Genomic DNA, 13,385 nt, shown 5'->3' on the forward strand with positions numbered 1-13,385 from the left:
GCAGGGGAAGGGCTCCCGCGCCTGCGGCTGCCCCTGGCGGGGCCGCCTGGCAGCCTTGGGCCCGGCGCCGCGCAGGCGCGCGGCGCGGCTGCGCCTAACCGGCGGCGGTGCGCTCCAGCAGCCAGCTGCGGACCCGTTCGATCCGGCTAGTGCCGGCCTTGGCCTGCGGCGTCAGCAGGTAATAGGCGCTGGCAGGCGTGCAACGGTGCGGATGGGCCTGGATCAGCGTGCCTTCGCCCAGTTCGCGGCGCACCAGCAGCTCTGGCAGGATCGCCACGCCGTGGCCGTATTTCACGGCGTCAATCAGCATCTCGAACTGGCTGAACAGCGGACCGGTGGGCTGCGCGGGCAGCGCTTGGCCCAGGTCATCGAACCAGATCTGCCAGCTGAGCGGCCGGGTGGTGTGCTGCAGGGCCGGGTGGTCGAGCAGAGCGCTTGCGGTTTGCACCGGGCCGTCGAGAAGGCCGGGCGCCGCAACGGCGATCAGCGTCTCCGGCATCAAGAGGTCGGCGCGGAAGCTGGGCCAGGGCGGGTCCCCCTGCACAATGGCGAGATCGACCAGGCTGGCATCCACCTGAGCGTTGTCCAGATAGGTGATGGTGTTGACCGTAAGCCGCGGCTGCTCCCGGGCGAGCTGCGCCAGATGCGGCATCAGCCAGCGGCTGCCGAGCGTCGGATAGGTGCCGATATTGAGCGCGCCATAGGGGTTATCCCGGGTGCGCAGGCGGTAGAAGGTGGCCTCCAGCGCCTCCAGCTGCGGCGCGAGCTCCTGCAGCAGCATCTCACCCGCGCCGGTCAGCTGCACCCGCTGGCGTTCGCGTTTGAACAGGGTCTGGCCGGTCTGCGCCTCCAAACTCTGAATCTGGCGGCTGAAGGCGCTTTGGGACAGGTTCATGGCGCGGGCGCCCTGGGCAAAGCTGCCGGCGCGGGCGGCGGCCTCGAAACAGAGGAGGGCAGCGGTGGGCGGGATCTTGCGGCGCATGCGGTCACCCTGCCATGTGTTGCGATTTTTGCAATAGAGGGTGCGGAATACCGGCTGTTTTTGCGGGTCGGAGGCTGACACACTGGCGCCGAATGCATCACCCAACGCGATCAGCACGACACTCGGGAGCGCACGATATGAGTTTTGAACCGCAGATCAACGACGCCGATGTGCAGGCTGTCACCCAAGCCATGAAGACCATGCCCGATTCCGCCTCGGTGGCGGAGTTTGTGCCCGGGCCCGGCATCCAGCGGCTGGAGTTAAAATTCGACATCCAGCTGCTGCAGGAGGCGCTGGAGGAGTGCCTGCGGCGCGAGGAGTTCATGGGCGGCATGCAGGATCAGGGCTTTGCTGCGCTGCCGCTGACCCAGCGTCCGGGGCAGTCTGAGTGGACCGCCAATGACCTGTCGGGCCGCTACTGGCTGCGGGCCGACAGCCGCTATGTCGAGGAGCCGCGCGAGGATCTGGTGCCGGAGGTGGAGTTTTCCGAGTTCAATCCGAAATTTGCGGGCACCTATTTCGAGCATGTGCATAGCGAGCTGGCCAAGCGCTTCCCGATCGGCCGGACGCGGGTGCTGTCCAAGGGGCTGTACAACTGTAATTCCTGGCACCGCGACCCGGAGCCGCGGCTGCATATCCCGGTGCTCTCCAATCCCGGCTCGATGTTCATCGTGAACCATCACGTCACCCACTTACCAGCGGACGGGTCGGTGTATTTCACTGACACCCGCGGCTACCACACCGCGCTGAACGGAGGCGAAACCCGGCGCGTCCATATCGTGGCGGCGCTGGCCTATGACCAGGTGACGGAATGAGCCAATACGCAGGGCTTGCGGGTGCGGGGGGCAATGCTGCCCTTTGCGATCTGCGCAGCGATACGGTGACGCGCCCCGATGCGGGTATGATGCAGGCGATCCGGGCGGCGGAGCTGGGCGATGACGTCTATGGCGAAGACCCGTCCGTGAACCGGCTGGAGGCCACGCTGGCGGAACGGCTGGGCAAGGAGGCGGCGCTGTTTCTGCCGACCGGCACCATGAGCAACCTGGCGGGTCTGCTGGCCCATTGCCAGCGCGGCGAGGAGATCATCACCGGTGCAGGCTACCACGTTCACGCCTATGAGGCCGCCGGCGCCTCGGTTCTGGGCGGCATTGCGCTGTGCCCGGTGCCGGTGCGTGCGGACGGATCGCTGGATCCGGGCGTGGTTGCCGGGGCGGTCAAGGCGGACGACAGCCATCTGGCCATCAGCCGGCTGCTATCGCTGGAGAACACGCACAACGGGCTGGCGGTGCCCTTGCAGGACATGGCAGCTGCGGCGGAGGCCGGGCGCCAGGCGGGGCTGTCCGTGCATCTGGACGGGGCGCGGTTCTTTAATGCGGTGACCGCGCTGAGGTGCTCTGAGACAGATTTGGCCGGGCTGGCGGATACGGTCTCGATCTGCCTGTCCAAGGGGCTGGGCACACCTGCGGGCTCGGTTCTTGTTGGGCCTGCGGATGTGATCGCGCGGGCAAGGCGCTGGCGCAAGATGCTGGGCGGCGGCATGCGGCAGGCGGGCGTGCTGGCGGCGGCCGGGCATTATGCGCTGGAGCATAACGTGGAACGGCTGGCGGAGGATCATGGCCGTGCCGAAGAACTGGCGCGTGTGCTTCGGCGCTTGGGAGCGGGAGAGGTGGCACAAGCCACCAACATGGTGTTTTTCACGCCCGGCGACGGGCGCAATGATGCGCTGCGGGCGCATCTGGCGGCTGAGGGTGTGGTGATCGGCGGCGGCAGTGCCGGTGCGATCCGCATGGTTCTGCACAAGGATGCGGATGACGCTGCGCTGGCGCGGGCGGTGCAGGGGCTGCGGAGGTTCTACGGCTGACAGGCTGAGGGAGGCCGCGAAGTCAGATTTCCTTGCGCGCCTTGAGGGCTGCGGAAATGGTGCCGTCATCGAGGTAATCCAGCTCGCCGCCGATCGGCACGCCTTGGGCCAGAGAGGTGAGCTTGACCTGGCCCTGCAGCTGGTCGGCGATATAATGGGCGGTGGTCTGGCCGTCGATGGTGGCGTTCAGTGCGAGGATCACCTCGCTGATGCCTTCGGTCGCCACCCGGTCCGCCAGCCGGGGAATACGCAGATCCTCCGGGCCCACCGCATCCAGCGCCGACAGGGTGCCGCCCAGCACGTGGTAGCGGCCCTTGAACACTGCTGCGCGCTCCATCGCCCAGAGGTCGGCCACATCCTCGACCACGCAGAGTTCGCCGTTGGCGCGCCGCTCATCGGTGCAGATCGGGCAGATCTCGCTGGTGCCGACGTTGCCGCAGTTGAGGCATTCGCGGGCTGTGGCGGCGACCTCGCTCATCACATCGGCCAAGGGTGTCAGCAACAGCGCCCGCTTGCGGATCAGATGCAGCACCGCGCGCCGGGCCGAGCGCGGCCCCAGTCCGGGCAGTTTGGCCATCAGGGCAATCAGGTCTTCGATGTCGCTGGTGGAGTTCTTGATCATGCCTTGGGCCCTTTTCTTCCCAGCCATATAGGCTGATCGGGGCAGGGGAGCGCAAGGGCGGGGCGGTAAAATGTTCAGGGTTTGTTTTGCCGCTGCCCGGAGGTATGCCTTTGTAGAGCTGGGTGAGGATTTTGAATGAGACGTGCCGCGGAGGAAATGGACGACGGTGCCCGGAAGCTGCGGTTTGCCCGGCTGACGGAGGTTGCGCCGCAGCAGATTGCCCGCCACATGTCCGATCCGCGGATGGCTGAGCATATGCCGCTGCTGACAGGAGCTTGGGATGAGAAGGCGGCCAAAGCCTTCGTTGCGGCCAAGGAGGCTTGCTGGAAACGCGACGGGCTGGGCCATTGGGCGTTTCTGCGCGGCGGCACTTACTTCGGCTGGGGCGGGTTCCAGAAAGAGGGCAGTGAATGGGATTTCGGGCTGGTGCTGCGGCCGGATTGCTTTGGCCTCGGCCCCTCCATTGCCCGCAAGGCGCTGAATTTTGCCCGGCGGGATGCGCGCATCCCCTTTGTCACCTTTCTACTGCCGCCGACGCGTCGGCATTTGCGTCCGCTGGCCCGGCTGGGGGCTGTCCAGACCGGGGAGGTGCAATACGAGGGGCGGCGTTTCCTGAAATTCCGGCTCGAGACCGGCTGAGGCGGGCAAGCAAAAAGGCGGCTCCGAACGGGCCGCCTTTCAAACATAGGAGCGTGCAGCCGCTTAGAACGGCAGCTTGATGTCCTTGGGCAGGCCCATGCTTTCGGTCAGCTTGGTCATCTCTTCCTGCGCCTTCTCCGCGGCCTTGGCCTGGGCGTCCTTGATCGCGGCCAGGATCAGATCCTCGACCACTTCCTTGTCGTCGCCGTTGAAGATCGAGGGGTCGATGTCCAGTGCCTTGAGGTCGCCCTTGGCAGAGGCAGTCGCCTTGACCAGGCCGGCGCCGGCCTCGCCGGTTACCATGACGTTGTGCAGGTCTTCCTGCATCTGCGCCATCTTGGTCTGCAGTTCCTGTGCCGATTTCATCATCTTGGCCATGTCGCCAAGACCGCCGAGGCCTTTGAGCATCTGTGTTCTCCTGAGATTTTCGGTTTGGAGGACAGATACGGGCCGCGGGGCTGTGAAACAAGGGGCAGGTTTGTCTTGCTGCCGGACTTTAGCGCCCTTTCGCCCGGCTGGCAGGCCGGGCAGCGCCTGACCTTTGCCCTGGGAAAGCGCTATCGCGCCCACCCAAGGTCAGGCGCCGTCCTACGTGAATTTGTCACCCGTCTTCGAACGGGTCCCATTCGTCCTCGACCTCGGGCAGAGCCTCGGCGGCGACTTCGGCAGCCAGCTCCTCGGGGGTGCGGATGCGCTTGATCCTGGCCTTGGGGAAGCTTTCCAGCACCGCCTGCACCAGCGGGTGCGCGGTGGCTTTCTCGCGCAAGGCGTTCTCAGCCGCGTCGCGGACCTCGGCAATGGTGGGGGCGTCGCCATCGGGTGCGATCGAGACCACCCAGCGGGCGCCGGTCCAGTTCTGCAGCGCCGAACCGAGCCGCGCGGCGAGGTCCTTGGGCGCCTGGGCGGCGGGGGTGAATTCGATCCGGCCCGGCTGGTAGGAGACCAGGCGCACACCGCCTTCGACCTCGACCAGCAGTTTCACGTCGCGGTTGGTGCGGATCAGTTCGACGACATGTTCGAAAGTCGGGTAGCGCGCCAGCGCGGAGCTGACCTGCGGCGCCAGCGCGGTTACGGTGCCGCCACCGCCATGGGCCACAGGTGCACCGCCGGCGGGGCCGCCTGGGCCGCCATAGCCGCCCTGGGCATTGCCGCCGCCCGATCCGCCGAGGGCCGGGGCGCCCATGCCCTGCATCGGCACACCGCTGCCGGGACCCGGAGGCGGCGGGGGCGGGGTGTCCTGCAGCTTGCGGATCAGTTCCTCGGGCGAGGGCAGGTCGGCCACATGGGTGATGCGGATCACCGCCATCTCGGCGGCCATCATCGCGTTTGGCGCGGCAGCGACTTCCTCCAGCGCCTTCAGCAGCATCTGCCACATGCGGGTGAGGACACGCATCGCCAGGTTTTCCGCCATCGCTTGCCCGCGGGCGCGCTCATCCGGGCTGACGGTGGGGTCTTCCGCCGCGTCGGGGGTGATCTTCACCACCGAGACCCAATGGGTGATCTCCGCCAGGTCGCGCAGCACCGCCAGCGGGTCGGCGCCCTCGGCATATTGCGCGCTGAGTTCGGTAAGGGCAGCGGCCGCGTCGCCGCGCAGGATCATGTCCATGAGGTCCAGAACCCGGCCGCGGTCAGCAAGGCCCAGCATGGCGCGGACCTGATCGGCGGTGGTCTCTCCGGCGCCGTGGGAAATCGCCTGGTCCAGCAGCGAGGTGGCGTCGCGGGCGGAGCCTTCGGCGGCGCGGGTGATGAGGGCGAGCGCGTCGTCTGCAATCTCCGCGCCTTCGGCGGTGGCGATCTTGCGCAGGAGGGCGATCATCACCTCCGGCTCGATCCGGCGCAGATCGAAGCGCTGGCAGCGCGACAGCACCGTCACCGGCACTTTGCGGATTTCGGTGGTGGCGAAGATGAACTTCACATGCGCGGGCGGCTCTTCCAGCGTCTTGAGCAGCGCGTTAAACGCGCTGGTCGACAGCATGTGGACCTCGTCGATGATGTAGATCTTGTAGCGCGCGGAGGCGGCGCGGTACTGCACCGAGTCGATGATCTCGCGGATGTCGTTGACGCCCGTGCGCGAGGCGGCGTCCATCTCCATCACGTCGACATGGCGGCCTTCCATGATCGCCACGCAATGCTCGCATTTACCGCAAGGATCGGTGGTGGGGCCGCCGGTGCCGTCCTCGCCGACGCAGTTCATGCCCTTGGCGATGATCCGTGCGGTGGTGGTTTTGCCGGTGCCGCGGATGCCGGTCATGATGAAGGCCTGGGCGATGCGGTCGGCGGCAAAGGCGTTCTTCAGCGTCCGAACCATCGCGTCCTGGCCCACCAGATCGGCAAAGGTCTCGGGCCGGTATTTGCGGGCCAGAACCTGATATTGGGATTGGCCGGTGCCGCCGGTGGTGCCGCTGGGGGTATCGTTCATGGTGTCTCGTGCCGGATTCGGTGTGCGGGGTGGTCCGCGTTGCGCGCAGGGTATTGAAGCGCAGCCCGTTCGTCCACCGCAGAACGGGGCAATCCTCTGGCTGCAAAAGCACTTTGGGAATGTCCGCTGACCGGTTAGGCTGGGGCCGAGGGGGCAATGCGGGGAGGCAGGAACGCAGCGGCTAGGAGGCGGTATGCGATCTGAAGATACCTCTGATCCAGCAGCGCAGGATGAGGCGGCGCAAGCTGGGCTGACAATCCACGCGCTGTCCGCGGGCGGCGGCATTCTGGCGCTGTGCCGGCTGCCCGGTGCCGAGGGGGATTACCGCGGCGACCTGATCCAGATTTACCAATGGAAGCCGGGGCTGGTGTTCTCGATGACCACGGAGGCCGAGCACGTGGCCGCCGGGGCGCCGCGGCTGGGGGTGGACCTCCAGAGCATGGCCTGCCGCTGGCTGCACCTGCCGGTGCCGGATTTCGGCACGCCGCCGCCGGAGGTGGCGGCGAAATGGCCTGCCGCCAGCCGGTCGGCGCGGCAGGCGCTGGGCGGCGGCGGCCGGGTGCTGGTGCATTGCCGGGGCGGCTGCGGGCGCTCCGGGATGGCGGTGCTGCGGCTGATGGTGGAATGCGGCGAGGATCCGGCGCAGGCACTGGCGCGGCTGCGGTCGGTCAGGCCCTGCGCAGTGGAAACGGACGCGCAGCTCGACTGGGCCTGTGCACCGTAGAGCGGTAACCACAGGCGCATGAAAGAGTATATACGGCACCGCCCGGCCGAGAAGCCGGGCAGGTTGAATTTCAGGTCAAAGCGCCATCATATGTTCTGCTTGCCGCGCCTCTGCAGTTTTCGGCAGGGCCTCCATCAGCGCGCAGGGGCGGGCGTCCAGGCGGGAGGCGGCAAAGCCCGTGCCGTCGCGGCTGAGGATCGCATCGGCAAAGCGGTCGAGGCCCTCGCGCGGGGCACCCTCGCCGACGCCGCAGAACAGCCGGATCCGGTCATGGCTGGCGGCAAACTGCGCCGGGCAGGTGCGCGGGCAGCCGTCCAGCGCGGTGGTGCCGGTGATTTCAAAATCCTCTTGCGTCAGCGGCTTGGCCTTGGTCATCGCCTCGGCCAGCTTGGCGATCATCCGCTCTGCCGCTGGGCAAGGCTTCCCGAGGTATTTGCAATCCGTTGCCGCATAAAAATGCGTCTGGTCCGTCCACATCATATCTGCGCCCTCCGCGCGTGGTGCGGGGGTTTGGGTGACAAGAGACCGGATGAGAAAGCGGGAGTCCCGCGGTGCCATCAGACCCTGTCCGGACACCCCGCCCGGGTTCGAGTTACACGTTCGATGGCAGGTCTCCTGACTTGCGGGTCGCAGCTTTCCCGATCCTTCCCGGCCTCGTATCAGACCAGTGGCTCTATCGGGGTCGCTCGCCGCTTACAGTTGCGGGGGCAGTCGCGGACTTGGCCTTGCCTGGGGCGGGGCCGCACCGTGTTCCCTTTTCATCCCGGACACAAGATTCTGTGGCACGGGAACCATCACCACAAGCGGTAGCGGCTGGTTCCCTGAGTCGTCAATCGGTTTTCTGCAGCTGCATCTGGGTGTGCAGGGCGCGGATCACATCCGAATCGCGCCGCACCCGCGCCAGCTGCCAGCCGCCCTGCAGCAGGATATAGAAATTTTCCGCCGCCGCGCGCGCCTCATCCTGCGGGAGGCCTAGGCGCTGGGCGTGGCGGGCGGTGGCCGCGATCCAGCTCTCGAACAGGTCTGCGGCGTGCTGACGGAAGGCGTCGTTTTCCGGCCCGGCGAACAGGGTTGCAGAGACCGGGCAGCCGCTCCACTTGCCCTGCTTGTCAAAGAGTTTCGCCAGCTTGTAGCAGACCGTCTTGGCCCCGGCCTCGAAACTTGGGGCCGGGTCGAAGGCGGCGTCAATCAGGGCCAGCATCTGGTCCGAGGCCCAAGTGGACGCCGCCAGCGCGAGGTCGGACTTGCCGTTGGGGAAATGGTGGTAGAGCGAGCCCTTTGGCGCTTCGGCGGCGGCCAGCAATTCAGCCAGGCCAGTGCCGTTATAGCCCTTGTTCCGGAACAGGCCGGCGGCCGCCCGGATCAGCCGGTCCCGGGTCGGGGCCGAGCTGCCGGAAGGCGGGCTGGTTGTCGTCACGTCAGTCATAGCGGCAGCTTGACAGCATTAGACCAAATGGTCCAGTCAGGAATTGGACCGATTGGTCTAGGAGGCTGCCATGCTCGACGGACACGCAGAACTTACCGCCGGTTTCCGGGAGGAAGAGGTGCGCTTTGCCTCGCGAACGGGGGCGCTGGCGGGACGGTTGTACCACCCGGATGGCGCAGTGAAGGCAGCGGTGGTGCTGAACGGCGCAACCGGTGTGCCGCAGCGCTTTTACCGGCATTTCGCGCGCTGGCTGGCAACAGAGCGGCAGATCGCCTGCCTGACCTATGATTACACGGATTTCGGAGACTCGGCGCTGGACCATCCGCGCCGGTCTAAAGTGACAATGGCCGATTGGGCGCTGGCGGATCAGCCCGCTGCCCGGGCCGAAATGCGGCGGCACTATGCGGGCGTGCCGTTGTGGGTGATCGGCCATTCGCTGGGCGCGATGCTGATGCCCCTGCAGGACGATCTTGAGGACGTCGCCCGCATGATCGTGGTTGCGGGCGGCTTGGTGCATCACCACGATCATCCCTGGCCCTACCGCGCGCTGGCGCTGGCTTTCTGGTTCGGCCATGTGCCGCTGGCGGCCCGTGTCCTGGGCTATCTGCCCGGGCGTGCGGTGGGGTTCGGGGCCGATTTGCCGGCAGGAGTTTACTGGCAATGGCGGCGCTGGTGCACCACCCGTGGCAGCTATCTGCCGGAGGCGGGGCGCGGATTGCCGCAGCCGCGCTGGGCAGAGACCGGCATCCCGGTGGATCTGTTTGCGATGGCGGATGATGGCGTTGTGCCGCCGGAGGCGGTCTGGCGGCTGGGTGAGGTGTTCGGCGGTGCTGCGCAGAGCCGGGCAGTTCTGGCCCCGCGGGAGCTGGGGCTGAAGTCAATTGGCCACCTGGGGGCGTTTGCCCGCGAAAACGCTGCCTTGTGGCCGCGCCTGCTGCCACAGGCCTGACCCGGGGCCGGGCGCCTGGCAGCGGCTCAGGCGGTGCGGTTCAGCCGTTCTTCGGTGAGTTTTGCGAATTCGGCGAGGCGCAGTTTGAAGCGGCGGGTCAGGTTGCTGCGCGCCAGCTTCAGGGATTGCACCAGCAGGCGGCCGGTCAGGTTGGAGGGGGTCAGCTTCAGCTCTACAGACATCCGGGTCCGCTGCGGCGACAGCGCCAGCAGCTCCACTTCCATCCGGCCGTCAACGCCGCTGCCGCTGCCGGACAGAGTCAGGCCCGTCACCGGTGCGTAGGACGACAAAGTCAGCCGGATGTCGCGCGGCTTGCCGCGGAAGCTGAATTTCAGGTCCCAGGCCAGGCCGTTCTCCGGATGGGCAAGGTCGCCTGTCCGCTGCAGCTCCACGCCGCGACGCAGGGCGGAGCGCTCCAGCAGCTCAAAATCGGAAATCGCACCGAAGACCTCGGCAATAGGGGACTCGATGTCTTCTTTGCTTTGAAATTTCATATCTGCCTGCCTCTTCTGCGCCGCCTGGCTGTGGCGCGGTTTGCGGCAATATGCGCCTTAGTCCAGCGTGTCCGCAAGCCAGTTCTTCAGCAGAAAATGGGCAATTGCCCCCTCCCGTGCAGGCTTTAGAACCGGGTGATCGCCTGCAAAGACCGTCATCATATCCTGGCGGCTGATCCACAGCGCGTCCTCGATTTCCTCCGGATCGACGGTGATTTCACGGCTGAGCGCCTCGCCTGCGCAGCCGAACATCAGAGACATGGGAAAGGCCCAGGGCTGGCTTGACAGGTAGCTGACAGGGCCGACCCTGACGCCTGTTTCCTCCAGCACCTCGCGGCGCACCGCGGCCTCCAGCGTCTCGCCGGGTTCGACAAACCCTGCGAGCAGCGAATACATCCCCTCGGGCCAGCCGGGCGAGCGGCCCATCAGCACTGAATCTCCATGGGTGATCAGCATTATCACAACCGGGTCGGTGCGCGGAAAATGCGGCGCCTTGCACGATGGGCAGACCCGCTGCCAGCCCGCCTGCGCCATGTCGCTGGGCGCGCCGCAGCAGGCGCAGAACCGGTGGCTGCGATGCCAGGACAGCATGGCCTTGGCAGTGGTGGCCAGTTCGGCCTCCAGCGGCGTGAGGCGGGTCATTACCCGGCGCAGCTCGGCAAAGACATGGGCCTTCGGCAGATCCGGGTGCTGCTGCTCGCTGGCGTCGGCAAAGCTGTTGAGCGCCTCCTGGTCCAGGCCTTCGGGCTGCCAGCCGCTGATATCGCAGGCGAAGCAGGGCGCGCCGCCGGGCTCCAGCCCGAGGAACAGAGCTGTGTCCCGGCCGCTGGCGGCCAGCGGGTGGTCCGGCGCGGTCCAGGCCAGGCTGCAGGGCAGATCCGCCTCTGTTTCACGCAGTGTCAGCGGCTTGCCGCGCCACATCAAGAGCACCCGGGCCTTGGCGCTGTGCCAGGCCGTTTTCAACGCTCCTGCGTCGGTGCGCAGATGCGCAGCCCGATCCAGCCCGCCGCCGCCGAAGGTCACTTGTTCTGCGCGTTTCATGGCGGCTCCCCTTTGACTGGCGGCTGTTGACCCGGCATCCCGGACCGGCTGCGGCAATCCATGACAGTGTGCCGCAGGCGTTGCCAGTATTTCACCGCGATACGCGCTTGCCTGTCGCTGCGCCGCCACACCTTTCGGGCTGCCGCGGGGGCTTTTTTCAGTAAACCATGGTGCAACCATGCCGCAGGGGGTGAGGCGGCCGCAAAAAGTTAACAAACCGCCGAAAGGAGTTATTGCAAATCCTTAGAACGCTGACTCAAATAGCCGTCAATCAAGAATGGCGCCGAATGGTGCGAGAGGAGCGGCGGGCAGGCGGTGTCAGCAGAGATTCGGACATGACGAGCGGGGCAGGGGCTCCGAAGGCCCGGCCCGCTGGGGTGCTGCGCGTCCTGGCGACCACGGACCTGCACTGCAACCTTCTGAGCCATGACTATTATTCCGACCGCCCCGACCCGGCCATCGGCCTGTCCCGGGTGGCCAGCCTGATCGCCCGCGAGCGTGCCGCGGCGGTTGAGCAGGGCGCAGCCTGTTTATTGGTCGACAACGGTGACGGCTTTCAGGGCTCGCCGCTGGGCGATATCGTTCCCGGTGCCAAAGGGCCGCATCCGCTGGCGCGCGCCTTTCAGGTGCTGGAGTATGATGCGGCCGGCCTGGGCAATCACGATTTTGATTACGGTCTCACAGCGCTGGCGGGTGTGCTTGCGGACGTGCCTTGCCCGGTGCTGTGCTCCAGCCTGACGGCGGTGCAGCCCGGGTATGAACTGCCTTTCGCAAAGAACGCGGTACTGGAGCGGCAAATCCCGGGCTGCCCCGGCCTGCCGCCGGTGCGGATCGGCCTGCTGTCGGTGCTGCCGCCCCAGACACTGATCTGGAGCGGCCACGCGCTGGAAGTGGAGCTGGAGGCCGCGGGTATCGTGGAAGCCGCCGAAGCCCAGGCCCGGCGGCTGAGGGATGAAGGCTGCGATGTAGTGCTGGCACTGGCGCACACCGGCATCGCGGCCAGGACCGGGGCGGACCACAGCGAGAACGCGCTGGAACAGCTGGCGTCGCTGCCCGGGATTGATGCGGTGGTGGGCGGACATACCCATTTAACGCTGCCCGACCCGGAGTATCCTTTCGCCAAGCCGGTGGTGATGCCAGGCGCGCACGGGTCGCACTTGGGCGTCATAAGCCTGGAGCTGGAGCATACCGGCGCGGGCTGGCAGCTTGCTGGCGGCACCGCCAGCCTTCAGCCGGTGGCGCAGACAGGGCCTTCCGGTGCTGCTGAGCCACTGGTGGATGAGGAGGCCGGCTTCACCCGGGCGATGGCGGCAGACCACGCCCGGACCCTGGAGCGGATGCGGCAGCCTGCGGGCTACAGTCCGGTGGCGATGCATTCCTATTTCACTTTTTTCGCGCCCGACCGGGGCCTGGCGCTGGTTGCCTGTGCCCAGGCGGCTGCGGTGCGGCCGCTGCTGCGGGGCACCGCCGCGGAACACCTGCCGCTGCTGTCTGCCGCGGCGCCGTGCAAATTCGGCGGCCGCTCCGGCCCGCATTCCTATACCGACATCCCGGCCGGGGAACTGTGCGCGCGCAACATTGCCGATCTGCAGGTGTTTCCCAATGAACTGCGGGTGGTCACGGTCACCGGTGCGCAGCTGCGGGAATGGCTGGAGATGTCGGCGGGACTGTTCAACCGGATCGAGCCGGGCAGTTCCGGCAGCCTGCTGGCCGATCCGCAACGGGCAGGGCATCATTTCGACGTGGTCTTCGGGCTGACCTATCAGATCGATCTGTCGCAGCCGCCGCGGTTTTCCGCCACAGGGGAGTGCATAAATCCCTCGGCGCGCCGGATCGCGGATCTGAGCTGGAACGGGCGGCCAGTGGCGCCGGAGCAGCGTTTCGCGGTGGCTGCAAACAGCTACCGGGTCAGCGGCGGCGGCAGCTTCCGGATGCTGCGAGAGGCCGAAGAGCTGCCGCTGGCGCCAATGCGGATCCGCCAGGCGGTGCGCGACTGCATCGCCGGACGGCTGCCTGCCGTTCCGCTGGCCGGGGTGCCGTACCCCTGGCGGCTGGCGCCGATGCCCGGCACCAGCGCGGTGGCTGTGACCGGGCCGGGCGCGGCCGCACATCTGGACGAGCTGCCTGCCGGGCTGGTGACGCCCTGCGGGTTCAGCAGCAGCGGCTTCTGGCAGCTCGAACTGCAGTTGTGAGCCATTGAAACCAGGCCAGGTGCGGCCCTTGCCAAT

14 protein-coding genes and 1 riboswitch are annotated in these 13,385 nt (G+C 67.0%); of the genes, 6 read left to right on the plus strand and 8 right to left on the minus strand.

Annotated elements, in window-relative coordinates; all coding sequences use genetic code 11:
* Window positions 1-94 precede the first annotated feature (94 nt).
* Window positions 95-982 (minus strand): LysR substrate-binding domain-containing protein, encoded by an 888-nt coding sequence (locus ACXAED_RS11810; RefSeq protein ID WP_475049894.1) that lies wholly within the window; start codon window positions 980-982, stop codon window positions 95-97.
* 137 nt (window positions 983-1,119) lie between these two features.
* Between ACXAED_RS11810 and ACXAED_RS11815 the strand changes: the two genes are divergently transcribed.
* Window positions 1,120-1,797 carry a hypothetical protein gene (locus tag ACXAED_RS11815; RefSeq protein WP_475049895.1) on the plus strand — a complete coding sequence of 226 codons (678 nt, stop codon included), beginning with the start codon at window positions 1,120-1,122 and terminating at the stop codon, window positions 1,795-1,797.
* Window positions 1,794-2,843, plus strand: coding sequence for a low-specificity L-threonine aldolase (gene ltaE, locus ACXAED_RS11820; protein ID WP_475049896.1), 1,050 nt, complete (start codon window positions 1,794-1,796; stop codon window positions 2,841-2,843). The genes ACXAED_RS11815 and ltaE overlap by 4 nt, the downstream gene beginning before the upstream one ends.
* A 22-nt stretch (window positions 2,844-2,865) precedes the next feature.
* Here ltaE and recR read toward each other — a convergent pair whose 3' ends face one another.
* Entirely contained in the window at window positions 2,866-3,465 is a 600-nt protein-coding gene (gene recR, locus ACXAED_RS11825) for a recombination mediator RecR (RefSeq protein ID WP_475049898.1), read from the minus strand.
* Window positions 3,466-3,600: 135 nt separating this feature from the next.
* Between recR and ACXAED_RS11830 the strand changes: the two genes are divergently transcribed.
* On the plus strand, window positions 3,601-4,104 hold the full coding sequence (locus tag ACXAED_RS11830) for a GNAT family N-acetyltransferase (protein WP_475049900.1): 504 nt from the start codon (window positions 3,601-3,603) through the stop codon (window positions 4,102-4,104).
* 63 nt (window positions 4,105-4,167) lie between these two features.
* On the opposite strand, the gene ACXAED_RS11835 is transcribed toward ACXAED_RS11830, so the two are convergent.
* Together ACXAED_RS11835 and ACXAED_RS11840 are read right to left on the minus strand one after the other, a co-directional pair.
* Window positions 4,168-4,512 carry a YbaB/EbfC family nucleoid-associated protein gene (locus ACXAED_RS11835; protein ID WP_421053220.1) on the minus strand — a complete coding sequence of 115 codons (345 nt, stop codon included), beginning with the start codon at window positions 4,510-4,512 and terminating at the stop codon, window positions 4,168-4,170.
* Window positions 4,513-4,705: 193 nt separating this feature from the next.
* On the minus strand, window positions 4,706-6,523 hold the full coding sequence (locus tag ACXAED_RS11840; RefSeq protein WP_475049903.1) for a DNA polymerase III subunit gamma/tau: 1,818 nt from the start codon (window positions 6,521-6,523) through the stop codon (window positions 4,706-4,708).
* A gap of 193 nt (window positions 6,524-6,716) precedes the next feature.
* On the opposite strand from ACXAED_RS11840, the gene ACXAED_RS11845 reads away from it, so the two are divergent.
* A complete protein-coding gene (locus tag ACXAED_RS11845) occupies window positions 6,717-7,247 on the plus strand; it encodes a protein-tyrosine phosphatase family protein (RefSeq protein WP_475049905.1) in 531 nt (176 codons plus the stop codon).
* A gap of 75 nt (window positions 7,248-7,322) precedes the next feature.
* On the opposite strand, the gene ACXAED_RS11850 is transcribed toward ACXAED_RS11845, so the two are convergent.
* Window positions 7,323-7,727: a hypothetical protein gene (locus ACXAED_RS11850; RefSeq protein ID WP_475049908.1), complete on the minus strand. Its 405-nt coding sequence runs from the start codon at window positions 7,725-7,727 to the stop codon at window positions 7,323-7,325.
* A 108-nt stretch (window positions 7,728-7,835) separates the two neighbouring features.
* A riboswitch (cobalamin riboswitch) is annotated at window positions 7,836-8,058 on the minus strand.
* Window positions 8,059-8,076: 18 nt separating this feature from the next.
* Window positions 8,077-8,673, minus strand: a complete 597-nt coding sequence (locus tag ACXAED_RS11855) for a TetR/AcrR family transcriptional regulator (RefSeq protein ID WP_475049910.1) — start codon at window positions 8,671-8,673, stop codon at window positions 8,077-8,079.
* A gap of 70 nt (window positions 8,674-8,743) precedes the next feature.
* Here ACXAED_RS11855 and ACXAED_RS11860 point away from each other — a divergent pair, with 70 nt between their 5' ends.
* Entirely contained in the window at window positions 8,744-9,622 is an 879-nt protein-coding gene (locus tag ACXAED_RS11860) for an alpha/beta hydrolase family protein (protein WP_475049913.1), read from the plus strand.
* 26 nt (window positions 9,623-9,648) lie between these two features.
* Here ACXAED_RS11860 and ACXAED_RS11865 read toward each other — a convergent pair whose 3' ends face one another.
* Together ACXAED_RS11865 and nudC are read right to left on the minus strand one after the other, a co-directional pair.
* Window positions 9,649-10,116 (minus strand): SRPBCC family protein, encoded by a 468-nt coding sequence (locus ACXAED_RS11865; RefSeq protein ID WP_475049916.1) that lies wholly within the window; start codon window positions 10,114-10,116, stop codon window positions 9,649-9,651.
* 57 nt (window positions 10,117-10,173) lie between these two features.
* On the minus strand, window positions 10,174-11,157 hold the full coding sequence (nudC, locus tag ACXAED_RS11870; RefSeq protein ID WP_475049918.1) for an NAD(+) diphosphatase: 984 nt from the start codon (window positions 11,155-11,157) through the stop codon (window positions 10,174-10,176).
* 335 nt (window positions 11,158-11,492) lie between these two features.
* Here nudC and ACXAED_RS11875 point away from each other — a divergent pair, with 335 nt between their 5' ends.
* Window positions 11,493-13,349 (plus strand): 5'-nucleotidase C-terminal domain-containing protein, encoded by a 1,857-nt coding sequence (locus ACXAED_RS11875; RefSeq protein WP_475049920.1) that lies wholly within the window; start codon window positions 11,493-11,495, stop codon window positions 13,347-13,349.
* Window positions 13,350-13,385: the final 36 nt, after the last annotated feature.

This window comes from Leisingera sp. ABM4_103 (assembly GCF_056158685.1).

What these genes read in the sequence shown, in the direction of transcription:
- recR (WP_475049898.1), bottom strand. Translation starts at nt 3,465, where the DNA reads ATGATCAAGAACTCCACCAGCGACATCGAAGACCTGATTGCCCTGATG.
- ACXAED_RS11845 (WP_475049905.1), top strand. Translation starts at nt 6,717, where the DNA reads ATGCGATCTGAAGATACCTCTGATCCAGCAGCGCAGGATGAGGCGGCG.
- ACXAED_RS11815 (WP_475049895.1), top strand. Translation starts at nt 1,120, where the DNA reads ATGAGTTTTGAACCGCAGATCAACGACGCCGATGTGCAGGCTGTCACC.
- ACXAED_RS11850 (WP_475049908.1), bottom strand. Translation starts at nt 7,727, where the DNA reads ATGATGTGGACGGACCAGACGCATTTTTATGCGGCAACGGATTGCAAA.
- ACXAED_RS11860 (WP_475049913.1), top strand. Translation starts at nt 8,744, where the DNA reads ATGCTCGACGGACACGCAGAACTTACCGCCGGTTTCCGGGAGGAAGAG.
- ltaE (WP_475049896.1), top strand. Translation starts at nt 1,794, where the DNA reads ATGAGCCAATACGCAGGGCTTGCGGGTGCGGGGGGCAATGCTGCCCTT.
- ACXAED_RS11855 (WP_475049910.1), bottom strand. Translation starts at nt 8,673, where the DNA reads ATGACTGACGTGACGACAACCAGCCCGCCTTCCGGCAGCTCGGCCCCG.
- ACXAED_RS11875 (WP_475049920.1), top strand. Translation starts at nt 11,493, where the DNA reads ATGACGAGCGGGGCAGGGGCTCCGAAGGCCCGGCCCGCTGGGGTGCTG.
- nudC (WP_475049918.1), bottom strand. Translation starts at nt 11,157, where the DNA reads ATGAAACGCGCAGAACAAGTGACCTTCGGCGGCGGCGGGCTGGATCGG.
- ACXAED_RS11865 (WP_475049916.1), bottom strand. Translation starts at nt 10,116, where the DNA reads ATGAAATTTCAAAGCAAAGAAGACATCGAGTCCCCTATTGCCGAGGTC.
- ACXAED_RS11810 (WP_475049894.1), bottom strand. Translation starts at nt 982, where the DNA reads ATGCGCCGCAAGATCCCGCCCACCGCTGCCCTCCTCTGTTTCGAGGCC.
- ACXAED_RS11840 (WP_475049903.1), bottom strand. Translation starts at nt 6,523, where the DNA reads ATGAACGATACCCCCAGCGGCACCACCGGCGGCACCGGCCAATCCCAA.
- ACXAED_RS11835 (WP_421053220.1), bottom strand. Translation starts at nt 4,512, where the DNA reads ATGCTCAAAGGCCTCGGCGGTCTTGGCGACATGGCCAAGATGATGAAA.
- ACXAED_RS11830 (WP_475049900.1), top strand. Translation starts at nt 3,601, where the DNA reads ATGAGACGTGCCGCGGAGGAAATGGACGACGGTGCCCGGAAGCTGCGG.